General features: G+C 72.4%; 24 protein-coding genes. 12 read left to right on the top strand and 12 right to left on the bottom strand.

The features are described from left to right. Positions 1 to 5: 5 nt before the first annotated feature. Together O7606_RS01730 and O7606_RS01725 are read right to left on the bottom strand one after the other, a co-directional pair. Positions 6 to 341 carry a hypothetical protein gene (locus O7606_RS01730; protein ID WP_281597212.1) on the bottom strand — a complete coding sequence of 112 codons (336 nt, stop codon included), beginning with the start codon at positions 339 to 341 and terminating at the stop codon, positions 6 to 8. A 186-nt stretch (positions 342 to 527) separates the two neighbouring features. Next, entirely contained in the window at positions 528 to 1,484 is a 957-nt protein-coding gene (locus O7606_RS01725) for a heme o synthase (RefSeq protein WP_281597211.1), read from the bottom strand. 272 nt (positions 1,485 to 1,756) lie between these two features. Here O7606_RS01725 and tkt point away from each other — a divergent pair, with 272 nt between their 5' ends. The 6 genes from tkt (at position 1,757) to pgl (ending at position 10,260) form a co-directional block, all read left to right on the top strand. Further along, the gene (gene tkt, locus O7606_RS01720) at positions 1,757 to 3,895 is read left to right on the top strand and encodes a transketolase (RefSeq protein WP_281597210.1); all 2,139 of its coding nucleotides are present in this window, start codon (positions 1,757 to 1,759) and stop codon (positions 3,893 to 3,895) included. 16 nt (positions 3,896 to 3,911) lie between these two features. Beyond that, the gene (tal, locus tag O7606_RS01715; protein WP_281597209.1) at positions 3,912 to 5,114 is read left to right on the top strand and encodes a transaldolase; all 1,203 of its coding nucleotides are present in this window, start codon (positions 3,912 to 3,914) and stop codon (positions 5,112 to 5,114) included. 16 nt (positions 5,115 to 5,130) lie between these two features. Further along, positions 5,131 to 6,780, top strand: a complete 1,650-nt coding sequence (locus tag O7606_RS01710; RefSeq protein ID WP_281597208.1) for a glucose-6-phosphate isomerase — start codon at positions 5,131 to 5,133, stop codon at positions 6,778 to 6,780. A gap of 2 nt (positions 6,781 to 6,782) precedes the next feature. Continuing rightward, on the top strand, positions 6,783 to 8,333 hold the full coding sequence (zwf, locus tag O7606_RS01705; RefSeq protein WP_281599446.1) for a glucose-6-phosphate dehydrogenase: 1,551 nt from the start codon (positions 6,783 to 6,785) through the stop codon (positions 8,331 to 8,333). Between the two features lie 49 nt (positions 8,334 to 8,382). Then, the gene (locus O7606_RS01700; protein ID WP_281597207.1) at positions 8,383 to 9,399 is read left to right on the top strand and encodes a glucose-6-phosphate dehydrogenase assembly protein OpcA; all 1,017 of its coding nucleotides are present in this window, start codon (positions 8,383 to 8,385) and stop codon (positions 9,397 to 9,399) included. 108 nt (positions 9,400 to 9,507) lie between these two features. After that, positions 9,508 to 10,260 (top strand): 6-phosphogluconolactonase, encoded by a 753-nt coding sequence (pgl, locus tag O7606_RS01695; RefSeq protein ID WP_281597206.1) that lies wholly within the window; start codon positions 9,508 to 9,510, stop codon positions 10,258 to 10,260. A 110-nt stretch (positions 10,261 to 10,370) separates the two neighbouring features. Here the strand turns inward: pgl and secG are convergent, their stop codons facing one another. The 7 genes from secG to rapZ all read right to left on the bottom strand — a co-directional run bounded on the left by secG (position 10,371) and on the right by rapZ (position 16,989). After that, the gene (gene secG, locus O7606_RS01690; RefSeq protein WP_281597205.1) at positions 10,371 to 10,625 is read right to left on the bottom strand and encodes a preprotein translocase subunit SecG; all 255 of its coding nucleotides are present in this window, start codon (positions 10,623 to 10,625) and stop codon (positions 10,371 to 10,373) included. Between the two features lie 95 nt (positions 10,626 to 10,720). After that, a complete protein-coding gene (tpiA, locus tag O7606_RS01685) occupies positions 10,721 to 11,512 on the bottom strand; it encodes a triose-phosphate isomerase (protein WP_281597204.1) in 792 nt (263 codons plus the stop codon). Then, on the bottom strand, positions 11,512 to 12,711 hold the full coding sequence (locus O7606_RS01680; RefSeq protein ID WP_281597203.1) for a phosphoglycerate kinase: 1,200 nt from the start codon (positions 12,709 to 12,711) through the stop codon (positions 11,512 to 11,514). Before O7606_RS01680 ends, tpiA begins: the two co-directional genes overlap by 1 nt. Before the next feature lie 37 nt (positions 12,712 to 12,748). Further along, on the bottom strand, positions 12,749 to 13,753 hold the full coding sequence (gene gap, locus O7606_RS01675; protein ID WP_281597202.1) for a type I glyceraldehyde-3-phosphate dehydrogenase: 1,005 nt from the start codon (positions 13,751 to 13,753) through the stop codon (positions 12,749 to 12,751). A 261-nt stretch (positions 13,754 to 14,014) separates the two neighbouring features. Further along, complete coding sequence (gene whiA / locus O7606_RS01670) at positions 14,015 to 14,995, bottom strand: DNA-binding protein WhiA (protein WP_281597200.1); 981 nt, start codon at positions 14,993 to 14,995, stop codon at positions 14,015 to 14,017. 54 nt (positions 14,996 to 15,049) lie between these two features. Further along, entirely contained in the window at positions 15,050 to 16,093 is a 1,044-nt protein-coding gene (locus O7606_RS01665; RefSeq protein ID WP_281597198.1) for a 2-phospho-L-lactate transferase CofD family protein, read from the bottom strand. Continuing rightward, on the bottom strand, positions 16,090 to 16,989 hold the full coding sequence (gene rapZ, locus O7606_RS01660) for an RNase adapter RapZ (protein WP_281599444.1): 900 nt from the start codon (positions 16,987 to 16,989) through the stop codon (positions 16,090 to 16,092). Before rapZ ends, O7606_RS01665 begins: the two co-directional genes overlap by 4 nt. A gap of 624 nt (positions 16,990 to 17,613) precedes the next feature. Between rapZ and O7606_RS01655 the strand changes: the two genes are divergently transcribed. The 3 genes from O7606_RS01655 to O7606_RS01645 all read left to right on the top strand — a co-directional run bounded on the left by O7606_RS01655 (position 17,614) and on the right by O7606_RS01645 (position 19,918). After that, entirely contained in the window at positions 17,614 to 18,561 is a 948-nt protein-coding gene (locus tag O7606_RS01655; protein WP_281597197.1) for a trypsin-like serine protease, read from the top strand. Between the two features lie 266 nt (positions 18,562 to 18,827). Beyond that, complete coding sequence (locus O7606_RS01650; protein ID WP_281597196.1) at positions 18,828 to 19,277, top strand: carboxypeptidase-like regulatory domain-containing protein; 450 nt, start codon at positions 18,828 to 18,830, stop codon at positions 19,275 to 19,277. A gap of 365 nt (positions 19,278 to 19,642) precedes the next feature. After that, entirely contained in the window at positions 19,643 to 19,918 is a 276-nt protein-coding gene (locus tag O7606_RS01645) for a hypothetical protein (protein ID WP_281597195.1), read from the top strand. A gap of 187 nt (positions 19,919 to 20,105) precedes the next feature. On the opposite strand, the gene O7606_RS01640 is transcribed toward O7606_RS01645, so the two are convergent. Beyond that, a complete protein-coding gene (locus O7606_RS01640; RefSeq protein ID WP_281597194.1) occupies positions 20,106 to 21,008 on the bottom strand; it encodes a hypothetical protein in 903 nt (300 codons plus the stop codon). A gap of 57 nt (positions 21,009 to 21,065) precedes the next feature. Then, the gene (locus O7606_RS01635) at positions 21,066 to 21,200 is read right to left on the bottom strand and encodes a hypothetical protein (protein WP_281599443.1); all 135 of its coding nucleotides are present in this window, start codon (positions 21,198 to 21,200) and stop codon (positions 21,066 to 21,068) included. A 738-nt stretch (positions 21,201 to 21,938) separates the two neighbouring features. Here O7606_RS01635 and recQ point away from each other — a divergent pair. Continuing rightward, the gene (recQ, locus tag O7606_RS01630; protein WP_281597193.1) at positions 21,939 to 23,786 is read left to right on the top strand and encodes a DNA helicase RecQ; all 1,848 of its coding nucleotides are present in this window, start codon (positions 21,939 to 21,941) and stop codon (positions 23,784 to 23,786) included. A gap of 65 nt (positions 23,787 to 23,851) precedes the next feature. On the opposite strand, the gene O7606_RS01625 is transcribed toward recQ, so the two are convergent. Next, positions 23,852 to 24,445 (bottom strand): hypothetical protein, encoded by a 594-nt coding sequence (locus O7606_RS01625; RefSeq protein ID WP_281597192.1) that lies wholly within the window; start codon positions 24,443 to 24,445, stop codon positions 23,852 to 23,854. A 518-nt stretch (positions 24,446 to 24,963) separates the two neighbouring features. Between O7606_RS01625 and O7606_RS01620 the strand changes: the two genes are divergently transcribed. Both O7606_RS01620 and O7606_RS01615 read left to right on the top strand, forming a co-directional pair. Then, a complete protein-coding gene (locus O7606_RS01620; protein ID WP_281597191.1) occupies positions 24,964 to 25,650 on the top strand; it encodes an alpha/beta fold hydrolase in 687 nt (228 codons plus the stop codon). 407 nt (positions 25,651 to 26,057) lie between these two features. Further along, a complete protein-coding gene (locus tag O7606_RS01615; protein WP_281597190.1) occupies positions 26,058 to 26,651 on the top strand; it encodes a hypothetical protein in 594 nt (197 codons plus the stop codon). Positions 26,652 to 26,770 lie beyond the last annotated feature (119 nt).

The following is a 26,770-nucleotide window of genomic DNA, read 5'->3' as shown; positions in this document are numbered from 1 at the left end:
GTCGGCTACCGCGCCATGGTGCGGCGGGCCATCGACCGCCATAGGTCGTTGCTCGGCCGCATCTGGTCCATCAGCTCGCGCTCCCAGGCGTTCTCCACGGTGACGCCGGCCTGGGCGCAGGCCTGCCGTGCGACGTCGGTGTCGCCGGCGAACTGGTCCGCCCACACCCCGTCGGCGCCCACCAGCACGATCCGCGCGCCCCGCTTGCCGACGTACTCGACGACCGCCGTCGCGCCGCCGTGGCTGTCGGCGAACGCCTTGAGGGCGGACACCAGACCGTCGGGCGCCGGGCGCGGGGCGGCCTGTTCGGCTGTCAGCGTCGTATCGGAACCATCTGCCATGACGCGAAGCGTAAGCAGACTCCGGCTCGCATGGGCGAGAACCATGAACTATTTGTGATGCCAATTACCCACGCGTTTATCCCGCATGATCAGCCACCTTGCCCCGCTATGTCCGTTTTAACCGGGCAAGACGGGCGGGGAATGTGACGACCGGATGACGTCAGCGCCAGCCTGAAGACGGCACGCTCAGAGAAGCGCGTCGAGGGCGACGGCGGCGGCCAGGATGGTCAGGTAGGTCGTCGACCAGTGGAACAGGCGCATCGGCTTGACCGCCTCGCCCCGGGCGGCCCGCCGGGTCAGCTTGTGCGCCTCGACGAGGAAGATCCCGCCGACCACCAGGGCGGTGACCCCGTAGACCGGGCTCATGCCCAGCGGCCAGACCGCCAGCGACGCCGCCACCGTCAGCCAGGTGAAGACGATGATCTCGGCGTTGACCCGCCGGGTGGAGGCCACCACCGGCAGCATCGGGATGCCGGCCCGGGCGTAGTCCGCCTTGTACTTGATGGCCAGCGCGTAGAAGTGCGGCATCTGCCAGAAGAAGACCACCGCGAACAGGGCCCACGCCGCCGGGGCCAACGACCCGGTCACCGCCGCCCAGCCGATCAGCACCGGGGCCGCCCCGCAGGCGCCGCCCCAGAAGGTGTTCTGCGGGGTGGTGCGCTTGAGCCACAGCGTGTAGACGAGGTCGTAGTAGACGATGGCGGCCAGGGTCAGCCCGGCGGCCAGCCAGTTGGTGAACGCGGCCATCAACGCCACCGACACCGTCGCCAGCACCAACCCGAAGACCAACGCGTTACGCGGAGTAACGGTGTGGGTGGGCAGCGGCCGACGCTTCGTCCGCCGCATCAACTGGTCGATGTCACGGTCCAGGTAGCAGTTGATCACGCTCGCCGCACCGGCGGCGAGCGCGCCGCCGACCACCACCACGGCCATCAGCCAGAGCGACGGCAGCCCGCCGGCGGCGAGCATCATCGCGGGGACGGTGGTGACCAGGAGCAGCTCGACGATGCGCGGCTTGGTGAGGGCGACGTACGCGGCGACCACCCCCCGCACGTCCTGCCGCGCCCCGGCGTCCTCCGCCTCCGTCTCCGTCGGGGCAGGCCCGACGGGACTGTTGACGGGGCGCTCGGTGATCATGCTCACGGACGGCCACCTTCCGGCGTCGGCAGGAGATCGACTCGGCGGCGGCCGGTTCGCGGACCCACACACCGACCGACAGCCTACGCGGCGTGATCCGCGCAGCCCGCTCGCCCCGTCCCCCGTGCCCGCCATCACACCCGACCGGGGTCGTCCGACCGGCGGCAGGTGGACCCGGTCGGCCGCACCGCATGCGGAGATCCGTACGCGAGGGTTTACCAGCGCTCGATAGGGTCATCTCTGAGGGTTCCGCCGATCCTGCCGAGGAGCACAACAACGTGGCTGCCAAACGATCCGAGAACGCCCCACTCAACTGGTCCGACCTCGACGGCCGGGCCGTCGACACCGCCCGCGTGCTGGCCATGGACGCCGTGGAGAAATCCGGCAACGGCCACCCCGGCACGGCGATGAGCCTCGCCCCCGCGGCGTACCTCCTCTTCAACCGGGTGATGCGGCACAACCCGGCCGACCCGAACTGGCCGGGACGGGACCGTTTCGTCCTCTCCGCCGGGCACTCCAGCCTCACCCTCTACGTCCAGCTCTTCCTCTCCGGCTACCCGCTGAGCCTGGACGACCTGAGGTCGCTGCGGCAGTGGGGCTCGCTCACCCCGGGCCACCCCGAGCACGGCCACACCCCGGGCGTGGAGACCACCACCGGGCCGCTCGGCCAGGGCCTGGGCAACGCGGTCGGCATGGCGATGGCGGCCCGCCGCGAGCGCGGCCTGTTCGACCCGGACGCCGCCCCCGGCGCGTCGGTCTTCGACCACCAGATCTGGTGCATCGCCTCCGACGGCGACATCGAGGAGGGCATCAGCCACGAGGCCAGCGCCCTCGCCGGGCACCAGCAGCTCGGCAACCTCACGCTGATCTACGACGACAACGAGATCTCCATCGAGGACGACACCCGCATCGCCAAGAGCGAGGACGTCGCCGCCCGCTACGCCGCCTACGGGTGGCACGTGCAGACCGTCGACTGGCGCAGCGGCGACGCCGACCAGGGCGAGTACCACGAGGACGTCGAGGCGCTGTACCAGGCGCTGCTGGCCGCGAAGGCGGAGACCGACCGGCCGTCGTTCGTCGCGCTGCGCACCATCATCGGCTGGCCCGCGCCGAACAAGCAGAACACCGGCAAGATCCACGGCTCGGCGCTGGGCGCCGACGAGGTGGCCGCCACCAAGCAGATCCTCGGCTTCGACCCGGCGCGCACCTTCGAGGTCAGCGAGGAGCTGCTCGGGCACACCCGGGCCGCGCTGAACCGGGGCGAGCAGGAGCAGCAGGAGTGGCAGCAGGCGTTCGACAGGTGGGCCGAGGCCGACCCGGAGCGCAAGGCGCTCTACGACCGGCTCGCCACCCGTACCCTGCCGGACGGTTGGGCGGACGCGCTGCCGGAGTTCCCGGCGGACCCCAAGGGCGTCGCCACCCGGGCCGCCTCCGGCAAGGTCCTGGCCGCGCTCGCGCCGGTGCTGCCGGAGCTGTGGGGCGGCTCGGCCGACCTGGCGGAGAGCAACAACACCACGATGAAGGGCGAGCCGTCCTTCGTCCCCAGCAGCCACGCCACCAAGGAGTTCCCCGGCCACGAGTACGGCCGCACGCTGCACTTCGGCATCCGCGAGCACGCCATGGGGGCGATCCTCAACGGCATCGCGCTGCACGGCGGCACCCGCCCGTACGGCGGCACGTTCCTGGTGTTCAGCGACTACATGCGCCCGTCGGTGCGGCTGGCCGCGCTGATGAAGCTCCCGGTGACGTACGTGTGGACGCACGACTCGATCGGTCTCGGCGAGGACGGCCCGACCCACCAGCCGGTGGAGCACCTGACCGCGCTGCGGGCCATCCCCGGCCTGGACGTGGTCCGCCCGGCCGACGCCAACGAGACGGCCTGGGCGTGGCGCGCCGCGCTGGAGCACACCGACCGGCCGACCGCGCTGGCGCTGAGCCGGCAGGCCCTGCCGACCCTGGACCGGTCCGTCCTGGCCGGCGCCGACGGCACCGTCAAGGGCGGCTACGTGCTGGCCGAGGCGGGCAACGGCAAGCCGCAGGTGATCATCGTCGGCACCGGCTCGGAGGTGCAGCTCTGCCTGACCGCCCGGGAGCGGCTGGAGGCCGAGGGCACGCCCACCCGGGTCGTGTCGATGCCCTGCCAGGAGTGGTTCCACGAGCAGGACGAGGCGTACCGGGAGTCGGTGCTGCCGCGCGGGGTCAAGGCCCGGGTCAGCGTGGAGGCCGGCATCGCGATGTCCTGGCGGGCCGTGGTCGGCGACTGCGGCGAGACGGTCAGCCTGGAGCACTACGGGGCCAGCGCGCCGCACACGGTGCTCTTCGAGCAGTTCGGCTTCACCCCCGACCGGATCGTGGCCGCCGCGCACGCGGCGCTGACCCGGGTCGGCGACATCACCGGTTTCACCACCGGCAACTGAGGGGAGCGTGGACGGTATGACGGACAGACTGAGCGAGTTGACCGCCGCCGGCGTGGCGGTCTGGTTGGACGACCTTTCCCGGGTGCGGCTGAGCTCCGGCGGGCTGGACCAGCTCCGCCGCGAGCAGCACGTCGTCGGGGTGACCACCAACCCGACCATCTTCGCCAAGGCGCTGAGTGACGCCGACGAGTACAACTGGCAACTGCGCGACCTGGCCACCCGGGGGGTGGAGGTCGAGGAGGCCGTCCGCATGCTCACCACGTACGACGTGCGGTGGGCCTGCGACGTGATGCGCCCCTCCTACGACGCCAGCGAGGGGGTCGACGGCCGGGTCTCCATCGAGGTCGACCCGCGGGTGGCCCACGACGCCCACAAGACCGTCGCCGAGGCGAAGGCGCTGTGGTGGCTGGTCGACCGGCCGAACCTGTTCATCAAGATCCCGGCGACCGAGGCGGGGCTGTCGGCGATCACCGACACGCTCGCCGAGGGGATCAGCGTCAACGTGACGCTGATCTTCGGGCTGGACCGCTACTCGGCGGTGATGGAGGCGTTCCTGGCCGGGCTGGAGCAGGCCAAGGCGAACGGCCACGACCTGTCCACGATCGGTTCGGTGGCGTCGTTCTTCGTCTCCCGCGTCGACTCCGAGGTCGACAAACGACTTGATCGGATGGCCGGCAAGGCCACGGACACCGCAGGCAAAGAACGCGCGCTGGGACTGAAGGGACGCGCCGCCGTCGCCAACGCCCGGCTGGCGTACGAGCGGTACGCGGAGGTCTTCTCCTCCGACCGCTGGCAGGCGCTCGCCGACGCCGGGGCGCGCCCGCAGCGCCCGCTGTGGGCGTCCACCTCCACCAAGAACCCGGACTACCGGGACGTCATCTACGTGGAGGAGCTGATCGCCGCGGGCACGGTCAACACCATGCCCGAGTCGGTCGTGCACGCGTACGCCGAGCACGGCGAGACCCGCGGCGACACCGTCACCGGCGCGTACGACGACGCCCGGCAGGTCTTCGCCGACCTGGAGTCCGTCGGGGTGGACCTGACCGACGTGATCGCCACCCTGGAGCGGGAGGGCGTGGAGAAGTTCGAGGTGAGCTGGCGGGAGCTGCTCGACGGGGTCACGGCGTCGCTGGAGGCCGCCGCCGGGGGCGCCGGCGCGCCGAACGAGGCCGCCTCCGGCCACGCCGAGGCGGCGCAGCGCGCCGGGGGCAACGCGTGAGCCCGGGAGCGGCGGCGTGAGCGGCCTGCTCGACCGGCCGGCGGAGTCCGCCGGCGGGCTGTCCGTGTACGGCGCGGACGTGGTGGACGCCGCGGGCGCGGCGTCCACCCGGGAGGCGCTGCTCCGCTCGGACGTGCCGGCCCGGCTGGCCGGCAAGGACCCGACGCTGTGGGGTCCGGACGCCGAGGAGGAGGCGAGGATCCGGCTGGGTTGGGTGGACACCCACCGCCGCAGCCGGGAGCTGCTGCCCCGGCTGGCGGAGCTGAAAGCCGAGCTGGCCGACCTGGACCACGTGGTGCTGGCCGGGATGGGCGGCTCCTCGCTGGCCCCCGAGGTGATCACCCGCACCCTCGGCCGACCGCTGACCGTGCTGGACACCACCGACCCGGGCCAGGTCCGGGCGGCGCTGGCCGACCGGCTGGAGCGCACGGTCGTCGTGGTGGCCAGCAAGTCCGGCTCGACGGTGGAGACCGACAGCCACCGGCGCGCGTACCGGCAGGCGTTCCTGGACGCCGGGATGACCGAGGCGGAGGCCGGCCGGCACTTCGTGGTCGTCACCGACCCGGGGTCGCCGCTGGCCGCGACCGCCGCCGAGATGGGCGCGTCGGTGGTGCTCGCCGACCCGGAGGTGGGCGGCCGGTTCTCCGCGCTGACCGCGTTCGGCCTGGTTCCGGCGGCGCTGGCCGGCGTGGACGTGGTGGAGCTGGTCGACCAGGCCGAGGCGCTCGCCGACAGCTTCGGCGGCCGGGCCGACAACCCGGGCCTGGCGTTGGGGGCGGCGCTCGGGGCCGCCGCCACCGTCGGCCGGGACAAGATCGCCCTGGTCGCCGACGGCACCGGCATCGAGGGGCTCGGCGACTGGGTCGAGCAGCTCGTCGCCGAGTCCACCGGCAAGGGCGGCCTCGGCCTGCTGCCGGTGGTGGTGGAGTCGCCGACCAGCCCCGGCGCGACCGGCCCGGACGTGCTCACCGTCAGCTACGGCGGGGCGCTCGCGGCCGGCGTGACGCCCGCCGGTGGCGCGCCGGTCGACGTGGCGGTCAACGGGTCGCTCGGCGCGCACTTCCTGACCTGGGAGTACGCCACGGCGGTGGCCGGGGTGGTGCTCGGCGTCGACCCGTTCGACCAGCCGAACGTGACCGAGAGCAAGGACAACACCAACCGCATCCTGGCCGCCGGCCCGGTGTCGGAGACCCCGTCGTTCACCTCCGGCGCGGTGGAGGCGTACGCGCCTGCGGGCGCTCCGGGCGACCTGCCCGGCGTGCTGCGCTGGCTGCTCGACGGGCTCGGCGACGACGGCTACCTGGCGGTCATGGCGTACCTGGACCGGTTCGCCGACGCCGACGCGGCCGAGCTGCGGGCGCTGCTGGCGCAGGCGTCCGGTCGACCGGTGACCTTCGGCTGGGGGCCGCGGTTCCTGCACTCCACCGGCCAGTACCACAAGGGCGGCCCGCAGGTGGGCAGCTTCCTCCAGATCACCGGCGCGGTCACCGACGACCTGCCGGTGCCGGGGCGGCCGTACACCTTCGGTGAGCTCCAGGCCGCCCAGGCCGCCGGTGACCGGCAGGCCCTGGCCGGTCGGGGCCGCCCGCTGCTGCGGCTGCACCTGACCGACCGGACGGCCGGCGTGGCGGAGCTGCTGGACGCCGCCCGGCGGGTGCGGACGTGACGATGACCGAGAACGATCCGGCGGAGCGAGGAGGCGGCGTGAACCCGCTACGCGACCCGCAGGACCGGCGGCTGCCGAGGATCCCGGAGCCCTGCGCTCTGGTGATCTTCGGCGTCACCGGCGACCTGGCCCGTAAGAAACTGCTACCCGCGGTGTACGACCTGGCCAACCGGGGGCTGCTGCCGCCCGGTTTCGTGGTGCTCGGCTTCGCCCGCCGGGACTGGGGCGACGGCGACTTCGAGTCCCTCGCCTACGAGGCGGCCAAGTCGCACGCCCGGACCCCCTGGCGGGAGGAGGTGTGGGCGCGGCTGGCCGGCAACATCAAGTTCGTCGGCGGCTCGTTCGACGACGACGCCGCCTTCGACCACCTGGCCGCCACCCTCGACGAGCTGCGCGACACCCACGGCATCCCCGGCAACGCCGCCTTCTACTTCTCCATCCCCCCGGCGGCTTTCCCCACCGTGCTCAAGCAGCTCGCCCGCACCGGCATGGCCGACAACGCCCGCTCCGGCGGGTGGCGGCGGGTGGTGGTGGAGAAGCCGTTCGGCCACGACCTGCCCTCGGCGAAGGCGCTCAACGACCTGGTCGACGACGTCTTCACCAGCCAGGACGTGTTCCGCATCGACCACTACCTGGGCAAGGAGACGGTCCAGAACATCCTCGCCCTGCGCTTCGCGAACAACCTCTTCGAGCCGCTGTGGAACTCCCGGTACGTCGACTCGGTGCAGATCACCATGGCCGAGGACGTCGGCATCGGCTCCCGGGCCGGGTTCTACGACTCGGCCGGGGCGGCCCGCGACGTGTTCCAGAACCACCTCCTGCAACTGCTGGCGCTGGTGGCGATGGAGGAGCCGACCAGCTTCGACGCCGACGAGATCCGGGCCGAGAAGTTGAAGGTGCTGCGGGCCATCACCGTGCCGAAGGACATCGACCGGGACACCGTGCGGGGCCAGTACCTGCCGGGCTGGGTCGGCGGGCAACGCGCCGTCGGCTACCTGGACGAGGAGGGCGTCCCGACGGACTCCACCACGGAGACGTACGTGGCGGTGCGGTTGGGCATCCAGAACCGCCGCTGGGCGGAGGTGCCGTTCTACATCCGCGCCGGCAAGCGGCTCCCCCGCCGGGTCACCGAGGTGGCCATCATGTTCAAGAAGGCGCCGCACCTGCCGTTCAACGACGCCGACATGGAGATGCTCGGCAACAACCAGCTCGTCATCCGGGTGCAGCCGGACGAGGGCGTGGTGCTCAAGTTCGGCTCCAAGGTGCCCGGCACCACCATGGAGGTCCGGGACATCGCCATGGACTTCCAGTACGGCGAGGCGTTCACCGAGGCCAGCCCCGAGGCGTACGAGCGACTGGTGCTGGACGTGCTGATCGGGGACCGCACCCTCTTCCCGGACGCCGCCGAGGTGGAGCAGAGCTGGCAGGTGGTGGACCCGCTGGAACGGGCCTGGACGGGCGCCAAGCCCGAGCCGTACCGGGCCGGCGAGTGGGGGCCCCGGGCCGCCGACGAGATGCTGGCCCAAGAGGGCCGCGCCTGGCGGCGGGCATGACCGGCCGGGCCGGCGCGGGCGGGCACGGCGAGCAGACCAGGAGGCTCCAGTGATCGGGCTGTGGGACACCACCGGCAACGAGGTGGTCAAGGCGCTCGCCGCCGAGCGGCGCAGCGCGGGCGGGGTGGCCAGCGGCATGGCGCTCACCCTGATCGTGGTGGTGGACGAACGGCGGGTCCGGGAAGCGGAGGCGGCGGCCACCATCGCCGCCGCCGCCCACCCGTGCCGGCTGCTGGTCGTGGTCCGCTCGGACATCGAACGCGACCGCAGCCGCCTGGACGCGGAGATCGTCGTCGGCGGCCGGCTCGGCCCGTGCGAGGCGGTCGTCATGCGGATGTACGGCCGACTCGCCCTGCACGCCGAGTCGGTGGTCATGCCGCTGCTGGTGCCGGACGTGCCGGTGGTCACCTGGTGGCACGGCGAGCCGCCCGCCGAGATCGCCACCGACTTCCTCGGGGTGGTCGCCGATCGGCGGATCACCGACTCCGCGAGGGCCGCCGACCCGATCGAGGCGCTACGGCACCGGGCCGAGGACTACGCCCCCGGCGACACCGACCTGGCGTGGAGCCGGATCACCCCGTGGCGCACCCTGGTCGCCGGGGCGTTCGACACCACCGCGGCGAAGGTCACCGAGGCGACCGTGGTGGCGCCCCGGAAGGATCCGACGGCGGCGCTGATGTGCGGCTGGCTGGGCAGCCGGCTGGGCATCACCCCACGCTGGGAGCCCGCCGACGACCAGCCCCGGATGCGGGAGGTGCAGTTGCGCTGCGCCAACGGCGACGAGCTGGCCCTCACCCGGGACGACAGCATGGCCACCTTCCGGCGTACCGGGCAGACCGACCGGGCCCTGCCCCTGGTGCGTCGCCCGCTCGGCGACGAGCTGGCCGAGGAGCTGCGCCGGCTCGACGCCGACCAGGTGTACGCGGAGGCGCTCGGCGCGACGGCCGGGCTCACCGGCCTCGACGACCGCCCCGCCCAGCGGGTGCACGTCTGGAAGGACCCGGCCACCGCCCGACGCGCCGAGGCGGGCGTCACCGCGCACGCCGGCCGCGACACGCAGGGCTGAGGCGTTCGACCGGCCCGCCCGCCGCCGTCCGACCCGGCGGCGGGCGGGCCGTCACGTACACACGTACCGCGGGCGGACGCCGGGCGGTCCACGAGAGAAGGCACAGGCATGAGTGAGGCGAGTGTCGCCGTACACGCCGACGCCGACCTGCTGGCGCAGGCGGTCGCGGCCCGGCTGCTGGTGAAGCTGCTCGACGCGCAGGCCGACCGGGGTCAGGCGGCGGTGGTGCTGACCGGCGGGCGGATCGCCGCGGCCGTGTACCGGGCGGTGGCGGCCCTGCCGGCCCGGGACGCGGTCGACTGGTCCCGGGTCGACGTGTGGTGGGGCGACGAGCGGTTCCTGCCCGCCGGCGACCCGGACCGCAACGAGACGCAGGCCCGGGCGGCGCTGCTCGACCAGGTTCCGCTGGACCCGGCCCGGGTGCATCCGATGCCCGCCTCCGACGGCCCGGACGGCGACGACCCGGAAGCCGCCGCCGCCCGGTACGCCGCGGAGCTGGCCGCCGCCGGGCCGGGCGACGCCGCCCTGCCCCGGTTCGACGTGCTGATGCTGGGCGTCGGCGAGGACGGGCACGTGGCCTCGATCTTCCCCGGCCACCCGGTGGGCGACGCCACCGGGCCGGTCGCCGCCGTCCGGGACAGCCCGAAACCGCCGCCGACCCGGACCACGCTGACCCTGCCCACCATCGTCACCGCCGCGGAGGTCTGGCTGGTGGCCAGCGGGGCCGACAAGGCGACGGCCGTCCGGGAGTCCCTGGCGGGGGCGCCGCTGCCGGCCGCCGCGGCGCGCGGGACCGCCCGCACCCGCTGGCTGCTCGACCGTCCCGCCGCCGCTTCAGTGCAGGGAGGAGCCCCTTCCTGACGCCCTGGCGCGCAGGGAGGGGCACCTTCCTGACATCTCAGCGGGGGCAGAAAGCGGCGCGCGGCCCGTCCGAGGACGGGCCGCGCGCGGCGGGTGTGGCGCAGCGGTCGTCAGGCGGGCACGGCCAGCTTGAGCCAGAGCCCGAGACCGACGATGCAGGCGAACCAGACGACGCCCACCAGAACGGTGTAACGGTCGAGGTTCTTCTCCGCGACCGAGGAGCCAGCGAGGCTGGAGCTGACCCCACCGCCGAACATGCTGGACATGCCGCCACCCTTACCGCGGTGCAGCAGGATCAGCAGGGTGAGCATGATGCTCGTGATCGTCAGCAACACGATCAACGTGTATGCGAACCAGATCGGCATGGCTGGGGTCAGTCCTCTCGTTACGATCCTCGCCCCGCGTGAGTCGGGCGTGCGGCACCGACCGGTGGACGGGCGGAATCCAGGATAGCGAGCGATCAGCGGGTGATGTGCTCCGGGAAGCGGCAGATCTGCGCGAATTCCTCGGCGTCGAGGCTGGCCCCGCCGACCAGAGCGCCGTCCACGTCCGGCTGCGCCATGATCGCGGCGACGTTCGACGCCTTCACCGAGCCGCCGTAGAGCACCCGGACCTGGTCCGCGGTGGCCTGGTCGAAGGTCTCGGCCAGCCGCTTGCGGACCGCCCCGCACACCTCCTGGGCGTCCTCCGGGGTCGCCGTCTTGCCGGTGCCGATCGCCCAGACCGGCTCGTACGCGACGACGACCTTGGTGACCTGCTCGGCGGTGAGCCCACGCAGGGCCGCGTCGAGCTGGTCGCAGCAGTGCGGCACGTGCCGCAGCTCCTCGCGGACCTCCAGCCCCTCGCCGATGCACAGGATCGGGGTCAGCCCGTTGGCCAACGCCGCGGCCACCTTGGCGTTGACCAGCGCGTCGTCCTCGTGGTGGTACGCGCGCCGCTCCGAGTGCCCCACCGCCACGTACGAGCAGCCGAGCTTGGCCAGCATCGGCCCGGCGATGTCGCCGGTGTACGCGCCCGACTGGTACGGCGAGAGATCCTGCGCGCCGTACCCGATGAGCAGTTTGTCGCCGTCCACGGCGGTCTGCACCGTCCGCAGGTCGGTGAACGGCGGCAGCACCACCACCTCGACGTCGGTGAGCTGCTTCTCGCCGAGGCTCGCCGCGAGCTTCTGGAGGAGGAGGTTCGCCTCCAGGTGGTTGAGGTTCATCTTCCAGTTGCCGGCCATCAAAGGCCGGCGGTCGACCGCCGCCATCAGTCCTCCAGCGCCGCGATGCCGGGGAGGGCCTTGCCCTCGAGGTATTCCAGCGAGGCGCCCCCGCCGGTGGAGATGTGCCCGAACGACGACTCGTCGAGCCCGAGCGCCCGCACGGCGGCGGCCGAGTCACCGCCGCCGACGACCGTGAACGCGTCGGTCTTGGTGATCGCCTCGGCCACGCCCCGGGTGCCGGCCGCGAACGCCGGCATCTCGAACACGCCCATCGGGCCGTTCCAGAAGATCGTCTTCGCCTCGGACAGGGCGGCGGCGAAGCCGGCCACCGTCTCCGGGCCGATGTCCAGACCCAGCCGGTGGCCGGGAATGCCGTCGGCGGGAACGGTGTCGTGCGCCGCGTCCGGGGCGAACGCGTCCGCCGCGACCACGTCGACCGGGAGCATGATCTTGCCGTCGGCGCGCTCCAGGAGGCTGCGACAGGTGTCGACCATCTCCTCCTCCAGCAGCGACGTGCCCACCTCGTGGCCCTGGGCCTTGAGGAACGTGAAGCACATGCCGCCACCGATGAGCAGCCGGTCGACCGTCGGCAGCAGCGCCTCGATCACCGCCAGCTTGTCGGAGACCTTCGAGCCGCCGAGCACCACCACGTACGGGCGCTCCGGCTGGCCGGTCAGCCGGCCGAGCACCTCGACCTCGCGCAGCACCAGCCGGCCGGCCACGTGCGGCAGCCGGGCCGGCACGTCGTACACACTGGCGTGCCGACGGTGCACCGCGCCGAACGCGTCGTCCACGTACGCCTCGCCGAGCGCGGCGAGCTGGTCGGCGAAGGCCCCCCGCTCGGCGTCGTCCTTGCTGGTCTCGCCCTTGTTGAAGCGCAGGTTCTCCAGCAGCGCGAGCTGGCCGTCGGTCAGCGCCTCCACCGTGGCGCGGGCCGAGTCGCCGACGGTGTCGTCGGCGAAGCTCACCGGCGCGTCGAGCAGCTCACCGAGCCGACCGGCGACCGGACGGAGGCTGTACTGCGGGTCCGGCGCGCCCTTCGGGCGGCCCAGGTGCGAGCAGACGACCACCTGCGCGCCGGCCGCCACCAGGGCGCCCAGCGTCGGCAGCACCGCCCGGATCCGGCCGTCGTCCGTGATGGCGCCGGTCTGCTTGTCGAGTGGGACGTTCAGGTCGGCGCGCACCAGCACGCGCCGACCCGACACCCCCTCGGCGAGCAGGTCGTCGAGGGTACGGATGCTCACCGCGTCACCACTCCGTCCACGTGCCCGCTGCGCGTGCTCACAGCGACGAACCGACCAGCTTGACCAGGTCGACCAGGCGGTTCGAGTAGCCCCACTCGTTGTCGTACCAGCCGACCACCTTGACCTGGTTGCCGATGACCTTGGTCAGCGGCGCGTCGAAGATGCACGACGCCGGGTCGGTGACGATGTCGGCCGAGACGATCGGGTCCTCGTTGTAGACCAGGATGCCCTGCAACGGCCCCTCGGCGGCGGCCTTCAGCGCGGCGTTGACCTCGTCCACGGTGGTCTCCCGGCCGACCTCGACGGTCAGGTCGGTGGCCGAGCCGGTCGGGATCGGCACCCGCAGCGCGTACCCGTCGAGCTTGCCCTTGAGGTCCGGCAGGACCAGACCGATGGCCTTGGCGGCGCCGGTCGAGGTCGGCACGATGTTCAGCGCGGCGGCGCGGGCCCGACGCAGGTCGGAGTGCGGCGCGTCCTGGAGGTTCTGGTCCTGGGTGTACGCGTGGATCGTGGTCATCAGACCCTTCTTGATGCCGAAGGTGTCGTGCAGGACCTTCGCCATCGGGGCCAGACAGTTCGTGGTGCAGGAGGCGTTCGAGATGATGGTGTGCGTGGCCGGGTCGTAGTCGTCGTGGTTGACGCCCATGACGACGGTGACGTCCTCGTTCTTCGCCGGAGCGGAGATGATGACCTTCTTGGCCCCGCCGTCGACGTGCGCCTTCGCCTTGGTGGCGTCGGTGAAGAAACCGGTGGACTCGATCACCACGTCCACGCCCAGGTCACCCCAGGGCAGGGCGGCCGGGTCACGCTCGGCGTACGCCTTGATGGTCTTGCCGCCCACGGTGATCTCGTCGGCGGTGGCCTTGACCTCCTGCGGGAGGCGACCGAGGATGCTGTCGTACTTGAGCAGGTGGGCGAGCGTCGCGTTGTCGGTGAGGTCGTTGACCGCGACGACCTCGACGTCCGCGCCGGACGCCAGCACCGCCCGGAAGAAGTTGCGGCCGATGCGGCCGAAGCCGTTGATGCCAACCCGGATGGTCACAGGTCCCATCTCCTCGCGTTCTGGTCCGCCGGCGCCGCACGGCGGCCGACGAGTTGATGTGCGCCGACCGTAGGAGCCGGCCGTTGACAGTTCATCTCGGCCACCCCGCCGCGGTCCGACGGACCAGACCGCCGAGGCGGTGGGTACGGCGGGGAGAGCCGGTTGCCGGCCCCGTCGCCGTACGCTGCGACCCTATCCGAGCGCACAGCAGCGCGCTGCGCCGGGGCGTGCCCCGGACACGACGCCTCCCCCACCGTCCTATCAGACCACGAGCATGTCCGGCGTGACTGCCGCTTCGGTATCGGGAATCCCCAGGTCACGGGCGCGTTTGTCGGCCAGCGCGAGCAGCCGGCGGATCCGCCCGGCGATCGCGTCCTTGGTCAGCGGCGGATCGGCCAGCGCGCCCAGCTCCTCCAGGGACGCCTGGCGGTGCTCCAGGCGCAGCCGCCCGGCCGAGGTGAGATGGTTCGGGGCGTCGTCGGCGAGGATCTCCAACGCCCGGGTGACCCGGGCGGCGGCGGCCACCGCGGCCCGCGCCGAGCGGCGCAGGTTGGCGTCGTCGAAGTTCGCCAGCCGGTTCGCCGTCGCCCGGACCTCCCGGCGGACCCGGCGCTCCTCCCAGGCCAGCACGCTGGAGTGGGCCCCGATGCGGGTGAGCAGCGCCGCGATGGCGTCGCCGTCCTTGACGACCACCCGGTCCACGCCGCGCACCTCGCGGTTCTTGGCGGTGATGCCGATCCGGCGGGCCGCGCCGACCAGGGCCAACGCGGACTCCGGCCCCGGGCAGGTGATCTCCAGCGCGCTGGACCGGCCCGGCTCGGTCAGCGAGCCGTGCGCCATGAACGCGCCCCGCCAGGCGGACACCGCGCAGCACACCCCGGCCGCGACCACGTGCGGGGGCAGGCCGCGCACCGGACGGCCCCGGACGTCCAGCAGACCGGTCTGCCGGGCCAGCGACTCGCCGTCCTTGACCACCCGGACGATGAAGTGGCTGCCCTTGCGCAGGCCGCCGGAGGCGAGCACGTGGATCTCACTGGAGTACCCGTACACCTCGGCGACCTCCCGGCGCAGCCGCCGCGCCACCGCCCCGGTGTCCAGCTCCGCCTCGACCACCACCCGGCCGGAGACGATGTGCAGCCCGCCCGCGAACCGCAGCAGGGCGGTCATCTCCGCCCGGCGGCAGCAGGGCTTGGGCACGTCGACCCGACTCAGCTCGTCCTTGACCGCAGCCGTCATCGCCATTGTGCGTCCCCTCACGGACCGGTTCCGGCGTGCCGCCGGTGATTACGTACGTGCTTAACGAGCGGCGCCCAGGACAGGCACCAGCGCGGCGCACAGCGCCGCCGGATCATGACGGGGACTGCCGTCTCCGACGGCGACCGGAGCGAACACGAGCCGGGCACCAAGCGATTCTGCCGCACCGGCGAGCGAGTCCGGGTCACCCACCACCCGACGGTCGGCCAGCACGCAGTCGACCTTCAGTTCCGGCAGGTAGCGGCGCAGGGCGGCCAGATGGCCGGCGGCGGAGAGGCCGCTGGTCTCCTTCTCCGCGGAGAGGTTCAGGGTGACCAGCCGCCGGGCCGCGCTGGACACGATCGCGTCGGCCAGGCCGGGCACCAGCAGGTGCGGCAGGACGCTGGTGTACCAGCTTCCCGGGCCGAAGATCAACCAGTCCGCTTCCAGGGTCGCCGCCACCGCCTGCGGGCAGGCCACCGGGGCGGCCGGGGTGAGCCGCAACGACTCGACCCGGCCGGTGGTGACGGCCACCTGGTGCTGCCCCCGGACGGTGGACACCTCGTCCGGTCGGGCCGGGTCGGCGCCGCGCACCTGGGCCTCGATCCCCACCGGCTGGCAGGACATCGGCAGCACCCGGCCGACCGCGCCGAGCATCGTGCCGGCGTGCTCCAGCGCGGCCACCGGGTCGCCGAGCAGCTCCATCAGGCCGAACAGCACCAGGTTGCCGACCGCGTGCCCGTCCAGCCCGTCGCGGCCCCCAATCCCGTTGCCGGTCCCGTTGGCGTTGCCGGTCCCGTTGGCGTTGCCGGTCCCGTTGGCGTTGGCGGCGGGGAGCTCGCCGGCGGCGAAGCGGTGTTGGAAGAGACCGGCGCTGCGGCGGGTCGCCGGGTGGTCGCCGGCCAGCGCGACCAACGCCTGGCGCAGGTCACCCGGGGGCAGCCCGCCCCGGGCCGCGCGCAGCCGACCGCTGGACCCGCCGTCGTCGCCGACGGTGACCACGGCGGTGATGTCCAGGTCGAGCTCCGGGGCGCACCGGCGCAACGCGCGCAGCGAGGCGGACAGCCCGTGCCCGCCGCCGAAGGCGACCACCCTCGTCACCGTCATTCGCGCCCCAGGTCCCGGTGCTGCGGGTTCGCGGCCAGCCCGGACTGCCGGAGCCGGCCGGCCAGCTCCTCGGCGATCGCCACGCTGCGGTGCTTGCCGCCGGTGCAGCCGACGGCGACGGTCAGGTAGCGCTTGCCCTCCCGCTCGAAGCCGGCGGTGGTGGCGCCGATCAGCTCGGCGTACGCGGACACGAACGCCTCCGCGCCCTCCTGGCCGAGCACGTACTCGCTGACCGCGCTCTCCCGGCCGGTGTGCTCACGCAGCTCCGGAACCCAGAACGGGTTCGGCAGGAACCGGGCGTCCAGCACGAAGTCGGCGTCCGGCGGCAGGCCGTACTTGAAGCCGAAGGAGATCACGGTGACCCGCAGCCGGCGGGCCTCCTCCTCGCCGAACAGCTCCTCGATGCGCCGACGGAGCTGGTTGACGTTCAGGTGGCTGGTGTCGATGATCACGTCGGCCTGGTCGCGGGCCTCCTCCAGCAGGCCACGTTCCACCGCGATGCCGTCGGCCAGCCGGCCGTCCCCCTGCAACGGGTGCGAGCGGCGGACGCTCTCGAACCGCCGGATGAGCACCTCGTCGTCGGCGTCGACGAAGACCACCCGGGGCGAGAAACCACGCTCCTTCAGCTCCCGGATCGCCCCGGCCAGGTCGGTGGAGAAGGCACGCGACCGCACGTCGAGCACCATCGCGGTACGCCGGGCCGCGCCCCCGGCCTGGGACGCCAACTCGACCAGGTCGAGCAGCAGCGCCTGGGGCAGGTTGTCGACCACGTAGTAACCGACGTTCTCCAGCGCGCGGGCCACCGTGCTCCGGCCGCCGCCGGAAAGCCCGGTGACCACGACCAGGCTGGTGTTTCCCTCCGGTGTGTCCGCCTCGACCGGTGCCTGACTCGTCAGCGCGTCGTTCACGTCCTACCCCCAGCGGCGGCGTCAGCGGCCGACCGACCGCGAATGTCAGTGAGCGACTCTATCCCGGGCCACCGCCGGCGACCGCGAAGCGGCCTTCCACCGGACCGCGCCGGTCGCCGCCTGACCGGCCCCGATCCGGCGTCCTTCTCGACCGCCCTCCTCGGGGTGGCCGCCTCCTCGGATGGCCGTCCTCCTCGCGTGGCCGCCCTCCTCGGGGTGGCCCGACTTCGTCGACAACGCGCTGTCCCCGCCGCCGGACACCGCCACATCAAGGAAACCGCCGCCGGGCGGGACGCGGGGCGAGGCGGACGCGGGGCGTGGAAATTGCGTCTCGCGGGTGGGAATCGCACGAAACGAAATCCGCATTTTTCCGTCGACAATCCCGTTCCCGGACTTGACGTGCATTTCCGAACGGGTAAGCGCGCGCCACCGCAGGGCACGCCTGTCCGACATCGGCGACCGTCGCGCCGGCCGCTCGGCGCTGTTACCACAGACCTCGGACCGGAACCAGAGGTGTACGGATAACAGCAGAAAGTAAATCGAGATATGGGCATTCGTAATTGGCTTCGCTAGGGTGACGACTGCTGGTATCCCCCGTCCTGAGGGAGAATCATGAGGCAATTCCCAGTCCGTCGTCGGGTCCACGCGATCGCCCTGGCGACCGCCACGGCAGCCGCGCTGCTCGCCAGTGGAGGCAGCCCGGCCTCGGCCGACCCGACCACCACCACCGCCGCCAGCCGCGCCGCCCTGGAGCGGCCCACCTCCAACGTCGCGGTCCCCGCGCCCGCTCCCGGCGCGAAGACCACCGCCACCAGCTCGCCCAGCTTCGCCGGCACCGGGGTCCGGACGCCGTCGCGGGGCGCCGCCGTCGACGAGGGGGCGCCGGGCGTCAACTCGATCATCGGCGCCGACGAGCGGTACAAGATCAACGCCACCACCAGCTACCCGTACCGGGCGATCGCCCTGATCACCTTCAACGGCGGACGCTGCACCGGCTGGTTCTACGGGCCGGACGTGGTGGGCACCGCCGGGCACTGCCTGCACAGCGGCGGCAGCGGCGGCGCCTGGTCCACGAACGTGGTCGTCTACCCCGGCTACACCGGCACGAGCGCCCCGTACGGCTCCTGCACGGCCAAGAGCCTGCACTCGGTGTCCGGCTGGACCAGCAGCGCCAACCACGAGTTCGACTACGGCACCATCAAGCTCAACTGCACGCTGGGCAACACCGTCGGCTGGCTCGGCTACTTCTGGACCGCCGACCCGGGCCTGAACGGCCTGCCCACCAGGGTCTGCGGCTACCCCGGCGACAAGCCGCTGGAGCAGTGGTGCGGCGACGCCGACAACGGCGCCCAGGCCACCGTGGTCAGCGTCACGGCCGAGAAGGTCTACTACCGCAACGACACTGTCGGCGGCAACAGCGGCGCGGCGGTCCACTACAACCGCGCCGGCTGCGGGGAGTGCAGCATGGCCTACCACGGTTACGGCGGCAACCCGAACTCCGGCAAGCGGATCACCCAGGCGACCTTCAGCAACATGCAGTACTGGACGTCGCTGCCCTGACCCACCGATGGCGGGCGGCATCCCGGTCGGGGTGCCGCCCGCTCCTTCTCGCGTACGCCCGATCCTTCTCCGCGTACGCCCGGAGCAGAATCGGCGTTCCGGCCATCTCACCCGGAATTCGTGGTAGAAGTAACCATAATGCAACCGCGAGGACGTTCCGGCGTGAATCGTGTGCCATTTTTCCCCGGATTCTCCGGGCGCACGCCCCCGGTCGCCGAATGTCCACCCGGTGTCCCGTCAGCGACCCGGAAAGGTGGGCCGGACAAATGGAGACCCGTACTCTCGGCGCGCTCGGCCTGTCATTGGTCGTGCTCGGCGCGTTGGCCGGCTGCCAGCAGCAGACCGGTTCCGCCCCCGGTGGTCCGATCGCCGCCACGTCCGGCGCCCAGCGACCGGTCAGCGACCAGCCGGACGAGACCGTGCCGGGCGACGCCGCGCTCCCGGCCGACCGCGGCGTGGTCACCGGGCGGGTCCGGACCCTGACCGGTGGGCCGGTCGTCGACGCGGCGGTCGCGGTCCGGTCGCTGGACACACCACCCGTACCGGTGCCGGAGCTGGTCGTGACCACCGACGAGGCCGGCTGGTTCCGCTGGCTGCTGACGCCCGGACGCTACGAGCTGACCGTGACGCCCACTGACGGCGCACGCCCGGTCACCGTTTCCGCCGTCGACGTCCGCGCCGGCACCGAGCGGACGGTCGACGTCACCGTGCGCTGACCCGCGCTGGCGGGGGCCGTGGTGGATCTGGCCGCCGGCACGGCGCGGCGATCGTCCTCATTTACCTCCCGTCACCACCGCGCCGCCCGACGATCGGGATACGCGCAACCGGCAAGCAGCAAGGGCCGGGCGGCAAGCCACGGCAAGTGGCATGCAGCATGCAAGTTGCCGACTGCACGACGACGGCTTCGGGATGGCGTACCGATCGAGGGTCTGACCTTGTCTGACGAGCAGACGGAGCGCGATGCACACCGAGGAAGGTTGACGTCGGACAGCGGGTGCGATCCTCGGCGAGAGACAGATCACCGGCGGATCGACTCTCTGCCGTCACCACCGGAGCGGCCACGCGTTACAGGAACGCGAGGATGTTGCATCGTGAGCTCGTCTTCAAGACGCGCGTGCTTGATGACGACAAAGACGGGCCGAAGCGCCCGGACGAGACAGTCCCCGCCCGCCCCGACAGGCAGCCAGCACGCCGGGGCGGCAAGGAACCGGCCATGCAGGCTCTGGCCACCGCGTTCGACCTGGCGGCAGTAGCGCTGGAGGCGGACGGAAACGGTGGCCTGGCCGACGCGGCCAGGGCCACCGCCCTCCTGCTACGCCTGATCGCCACACTTGGCCGGTCGAACGATCAGGGGTAGCCGTCCCGGTGTGGGGCCGGCACATGCCGGCCCCACACCTCTGTCTGCACCAACGACGCGCAACTTCCACCGACACGCCCTGAGGTGCACGAACCTGCGAGTGCCCCGTTCTCGGTGGAACCTGGTCGCCCAGGCCGGGGCAACACTGCGTTCAATCGTGACCGCGTTCAGGCCCGAAGACCGTCTGTCAGCGGCGTCTCTTCTGCAGCGCCGCCACCCGCTGACGACCGAGCACGGACATGTAGTCGGCCGGCTCGTCCAGGCAGGAATCGACCTCGGCCGCCTCGATGATCGCGGCAAGGCGTCCGACCAGCTCGTCCGGGTCGGGCTGGAGCTGCCCACACACGCTGACGTGCGCCTCACGCAGGGCGCCGCCGATCTCGGCGGGCTCCTCCTCGTACGTCTCCCAGGCATCCCAGAGATGAACCGCGATGCTGTCCCAGGCCCGGGCGGCCTCCTCGATCACGTCCAACAGGCCCTCGCTCGCCGGCCGCTGCGCCAGCACCCGTACCTCTTCGACGATCTTCCGGCCGGCCTTCTCCACGTCGTGCAGGTCCCAGTGGTTCCCGCTGGTGGCTTCGTGCGCCAGGTTGAGGATGGTGCGGCGGGCGTCGGCCAGCTCGGTGTCCGCGAGGGCGCCGAGCTGTCCCGCGTACGCGAGGAGTTTGGTCTCCAGCACCCGGTCGGACGCCGCGTGTTCGGCGAGCAGCAGGGCGAGCCGTCGGGTGGGCAACGACGCGGCGAGCTCCACGAGCTGGGCGACCTTCGGCTCCTGGTCGGCGGCCGAAGGTGGGGTGGCCGACGCGGACCAGCCGAAACCGTCCTCCAGCGCGGCGTCGACCAGCGCCACCGCGTGGGCGCACCACTGGGCGCCGGACGGGCAGTCACACTCGACGGTGAACCCGTCCGGCGTCAGGCCCGCCCAGGTCTCGTACGGTGGCTGGCCGGTCGCCCGGAACACGGCGGAGACCCCACCGTCCACCTCGACGAGCACGTCGGGCTGCCCGTCGTCGAGCAGGAGGTCCGCCGCTTCACACGCTGACGGGCCGGCTTCGGCGCGCAGGGCAGTGATGTCGATCCGAATCGCCACCGGGACATCTAACCGCAGGCGGGCCCCGACCCGACCACCGCCACCGGGTAACCGCCGTCAGCGGCAGGTCAGCCGAGCGGGTGGGGCCGCAGGCCCCGTACGAACCCGACCATGCCGCCGGCTCGAAGAGCAGCACCGCCCCCGCTGGTCCTTGGAGTCCCGGACGGCCAACCCTGCGGGTGCCTCAGCCACCTCGACACATGACCCGCCGGTGTCACCGCTGTGAGTGCTCTTGCGCCAGATCACCGAATCGTCGGCAGGGTCGGCGAAGTTGATGACGGTGAAGGGACCAAGGACGCAGGCGCCCGCCGAGAAGGGCAGCACCTGAAGCGAGACATTGGGCAGCTCGGCGGGTTCCAGAAGTCGGCTGAGCTGGTCGCGGAGGACGCCGCTTCCTTCCGCCGATCGCGCGGTGCAGCACCGCCGCGTCGAGCACCACGCGTAGCCGCCGCGTCGCTGCTGTCCCGGGCCGACGCCTGGAACCACGTCGAGCCGGTCTTCCGCAGGCGGACCGGCCCGGACGCCGAGGTCTGCGCGGACGTGCCGGGCGCCCCGGGTTCCACCGGGCGGCCAGGCTCGGCGGGCTCTGCTGGGGCGACGGCGACAACCCCGGGGGGCGGCGGCCCCGGGCGGGGTGAGAGCACTGGCCGAGGTGACAGCGCTGGCCGGAACCCCGCGCGGCGACCGGGCCGGCGTACCCCCGGGTGTCGCCGTGCCGGCACTGCGGGCTGGCGGCGCTGCGCGACAACGACGGGTACTGGATCCACGCCAGCCTCTCCTACGTGTGCCGGGGCGGCGGCGGTGAGCTGCGCGGATCGTACGCCGAGCCGGAGCCGCCGCCCGCGGCGCGCGAGCCGTCCGGCGCGGCCGGCGGGCGGCTGTCGCAGTGGCGTGCCCGGCGGTGTCACAGCGGGTTCGTACAATGCCGCGATGGACTCCCCCACCGCGCTGCGCGCCGAAACCCCCCTGGACGTGCTGCGCCGGGTGTTCGGGTACGACTCGTTCCGGGGTTTCCAGCAGGAGGTCGTGGAGCACGTCGTCGGCGGGGGCGACGCCCTGGTGCTGATGCCGACCGGCGGCGGCAAGTCGCTGTGCTACCAGATCCCGGCGCTGCTGCGCGACGGCGTGGCGGTGGTGGTCTCCCCGCTGATCGCGCTGATGCAGGACCAGGTGGACGCGCTGCGCGCGGTCGGCGTACGCGCCGGCTTCCTCAACTCGACCCTGGACCCGGACACCCGCCGGCTGGTCGAGGCGGAGTTCGTGGCCGGTGAGATCGACCTGCTCTACCTCGCGCCCGAGGCGCTCAGCTCCCGGGCCACGCTGAGCCTGCTCGACCGGGGCCGGATCGCGCTGTTCGCCATCGACGAGGCACACTGCGTGTCGCAGTGGGGGCACGACTTCCGCCCCGACTACCTGACCCTGTCGATGCTGCACGAACGCTGGCCGGGGGTGCCGCGCATCGCGTTGACCGCCACCGCCACCTCGGCCACCCGGCAGGAGATCGCCACCCGGCTCCAGCTCACCGGGGCCCGGCACTTCGTGGCCAGCTTCGACCGGCCGAACATCCAGTACCGGATCGTGCCCAAGCGGGAGCCCCGCAAGCAGTTGCTGAGCCTGCTGCGGGACGAGCACCCCGGCGACGCCGGCATCGTCTACTGCCTGTCCCGGGCGTCGGTGGACAAGACCGCCGAGTTCCTGGTGGCCAACGGCGTCGCCGCGCTGCCGTACCACGCGGGGCTGGACGCCGTGACCCGCGCGACCAACCAGCAGCGGTTCCTGCGGGAGGACGGCCTGGTCATGGTGGCGACGATCGCGTTCGGCATGGGTATCGACAAACCGGACGTCCGTTTCGTCGCCCACCTGGACCTGCCCAAGTCGGTCGAGGGCTACTACCAGGAGACCGGCCGGGCCGGGCGGGACGGCCTGCCGTCGACCGCCTGGCTGGCGTACGGTCTCCAGGACGTGGTGCAGCAGCGCAAGATGATCGACACCTCGGAGGGGGACGTCGCGCACCGGCGGAACCTGGCCGCCCACCTGGACGCGATGCTCGCCCTCTGCGAGACGGTCCGCTGCCGGCGCGGGCAGCTCCTGGAGTACTTCGGCCAGCCGGCCACCGGCGACGGCTGCGGCAACTGCGACACCTGCCTGAGCCCGCCGGAGTCCTGGGACGGCACCGTCGCCGCGCAGAAACTGCTCTCCACCGTCTACCGGCTCGACCGGGAGCGTAACCAGCGGTTCGGCGCGGGCCACTGCATCGACATCCTGCTCGGCCGCGGCAACGACAAGATCGTCCAGCACCGGCACGACTCGTTGAGCACCTTCGGCATCGGCGCCGACCTGCGGGAGGCCGAGTGGCGGGGCGTGGTGCGGCAACTCCTCGCCGAGGGGCTGCTCACCGTCGAGGGCGACTACGGCACCCTGGCGTTGACCGAGGGCAGCGCCGAGGTGCTGGGCCGCCGCCGTACCGTGATGATGCGCCGTGAGCCGGAACGCCCGGCGAAGGCCGAACGGCCGGCGAAGGCGGGACGCGCGGCGACGGCCGCCGCCGTCGAGCTGTCGCCGGAGGCCGCGCCGGTCTTCGAGCGGCTGCGGGCCTGGCGCGCCGCCACCGCCAAGGAGCAGGGCGTTCCCGCGTACGTGATCTTCCACGACGCCACCCTGCGGCAGATCGCCGCCGAGTCGCCGGCCACGCTCGGCGCGCTGTCCGGCATCAGCGGCGTCGGCGAGAACAAACTCGCCAAGTACGGCGACCAGATCCTCGCCGTCCTCACCGAGTGAACTTCGCCGTGGACGGGTGACAGCCCCTTCCCGGTGTGGGAAGGGGCTGCCGGTGTTCGGGTTGGTTACTTGTTCCAGTGTTGGGCGACGAGGTCGGCGGCCAGCTTCTCCCATTGGGCGTAGTGGTTGGGGTAGGCGGAGACCTGGACGGTCTGGGCGGCCTGGGTCAGGGGCATGTCCTTCCAGCCGTCGACCTGCTTGAGGCCGGTGAGGAAGGCGGTGGTGGAGTATTCGGGGTCGGTGATCTGCTCGACGGTGCCCCAGCCGGAGGAGGGGCGCTGCTGGAACAGGCCCTGGGAGTCGTGGTCGTTACGGTCGCCGAGGTGGCCGAGGTTCTCCAGCTTGGATTCCTGGAGGGCGGTGGCGATGGCGACGACGGCGGCGCGTTCGTCCATGCCGTTGTTCTTGGTGGCTTCGATGATGGCCTTGGCGTTGGCGGTCTGTTCGGCGTTCAGGGGGATGCGGGACTGGCCGGTCGGCTCGCCGTGGGGCAGGAGCTTGTCGGTGGGGACCGGCTTGTCGGTGGTGATGGTCGCGGTGACCGGGGTGGTGTCGGTGGTGGGGGTGGTGGGGGTGGTGAGGCCGGGGCTGGCGGCGATGCCTGCGGCGGCGGTGAGGCCGGCGATGGACAGGACGCCACGCTGGATGAGCTTGTTCATGTGAGGCTCCATTCGGGGGTCGACGCGTCGTCCGGGGCACACCGCGTACGGGGGCGGTGTGGGACGGGACGCGTGAGCACACGCACGTACGGCGCTCTCGGGGGGGATCGTCACGCCGGTGTGGGGGTGGGCGGCCCGTGTGGTGGCGGGCTGCTACATCGGCGTGGACATGGTGTAACGACCGGGGGTCGGTCGGCATTCCCCGGCCCGGGGGCATCGGGGCAGGCCAGCGGGGGTGCTGCTCCGGCCGTCGTGGGGTGTAACGACCCCGGCCGGGTAGCCATTCCACCGGTCAGGCAGACACCCCAAGGGCCGCCGGGGCGGGACGAGAACGTGCGAACGCCGTCGGATCCGTGGTGCGTGTACGCCCCACCGTGCCCCCACAGAAAGGGTGGCACACATGCCTCGGCTGTCGACCCAATTATCTCACCATCGCTGTTTCCGGACCGTCACGGGTGGTTACTTGCGCCTTGTCCGGTTGTCGCTAAGGTGCCCGGCATGCTTGCTGGTGACGAGACGTGCCCCCGTACGGCCTCGCCGACCTGGCGGCCGACGCGGAAACGGTCCTGGACGGCCACGGGGTCACCGCCGCCGACGTCGTCGGAACGTCGCTGGGCGCGACGATCGGGCAGTGGCTGACTGTGCACCGGCCGACCCGGGTACGCACCCTGACGGCGATGGCGTCCTCGCCGATGGGCCACCATCCGGGTCCGGCCTGGGCGCGGGCGATGGCAGGTCGGCCCCCGGTGGCTGGCGAGCTGCCACCCCCGACCGCGTCGTTCGTGAGCCACGTGTTGACCTCGGCGCGAACGCCCCGCGCCACGCGGCAGGAACGCCTCGACGCCGACGTGCGGACCTGGCGGATGCTCAACGGTGACGTGCTGCCCTTCGACGAGGTAGCCGCTCGGAGCTTCGTCGAACGCTGCCATGCCCGAGCCGGCAACCTCGCTGCCGCGTCGAATCACGATCTCGCCGGACGGCGGTTCGACGACGACCGGCGGGCCCCGCTGTCCGCCGTCGCCGCTGCGACGTTGGTCGTGCACGGCAGCGCGGATCCGTTGTTCCCGCCGGCCCACGGGGAGGCGCTCGCGGCCCAGATCCCGGGCGCGCGACTGGAGGTGCTGCCCGGCATGGGGCACCACCCGTTCTTCTCACCCGGTCTCACCCGCCGGATCGCCGACCTGATCGTCCGTCACACGGCCTGACGGCGATGGCGTAGCTGGAGAATCCGGTGACCGCTACCGCGCCGGACGTCGCTCGGACCGGCGATCGCTGGGCTCCTGGCTCGGCGGTTCTCGGTGTTTCGGGGTGTCTGCCTGACCGGTGGAATGGCTACCCGGCCGGGGTCGTTACACCCCACGACGGCCGGAGCAGCACCCCCGCTGGCCTGCCCCGATGCCCCCGGGCCGGGGAATGCCGACCGACCCCCGGTCGTTACACCATGTCCACGCCGATGTAGCAGCCCGCCACCACACGGGCCGCCCACCCCCACACCGGCGTGACGATCCCCCCCGAGAGCGCCGTACGTGCGTGTGCTCACGCGTCCCGTCCCACACCGCCCCCGTACGCGGTGTGCCCCGGACGACGCGTCGACCCCCGAATGGAGCCTCACATGAACAAGCTCATCCAGCGTGGCGTCCTGTCCATCGCCGGCCTCACCGCCGCCGCAGGCATCGCCGCCAGCCCCGGCCTCACCACCCCCACCACCCCCACCACCGACACCACCCCGGTCACCGCGACCATCACCACCGACAAGCCGGTCCCCACCGACAAGCTCCTGCCCCACGGCGAGCCGACCGGCCAGTCCCGCATCCCCCTGAACGCCGAACAGACCGCCAACGCCAAGGCCATCATCGAAGCCACCAAGAACAACGGCATGGACGAACGCGCCGCCGTCGTCGCCATCGCCACCGCCCTCCAGGAATCCAAGCTGGAGAACCTCGGCCACCTCGGCGACCGTAACGACCACGACTCCCAGGGCCTGTTCCAGCAGCGCCCCTCCTCCGGCTGGGGCACCGTCGAGCAGATCACCGACCCCGAATACTCCACCACCGCCTTCCTCACCGGCCTCAAGCAGGTCGACGGCTGGAAGGACATGCCCCTGACCCAGGCCGCCCAGACCGTCCAGGTCTCCGCCTACCCCAACCACTACGCCCAATGGGAGAAGCTGGCCGCCGACCTCGTCGCCCAACACTGGAACAGCTGACACCAACACCGGACCGGCCGACACCGGCACGAAGGCCCCTTCCCCGAACCGGGGAAGGGGCCTTCACACGTCCACAGTCCAGTCGCCCGTGCCGTATCAGGAGCGTGACGCCGGTTCTT

The organism is Micromonospora sp. WMMD882, from assembly GCF_027497255.1.
Taxonomy (GTDB): domain Bacteria; phylum Actinomycetota; class Actinomycetes; order Mycobacteriales; family Micromonosporaceae; genus Micromonospora.
The sequence above is the reverse complement of the archived record's forward strand: the minus strand, read 5'-3'. Positions and strand labels throughout refer to the sequence as shown.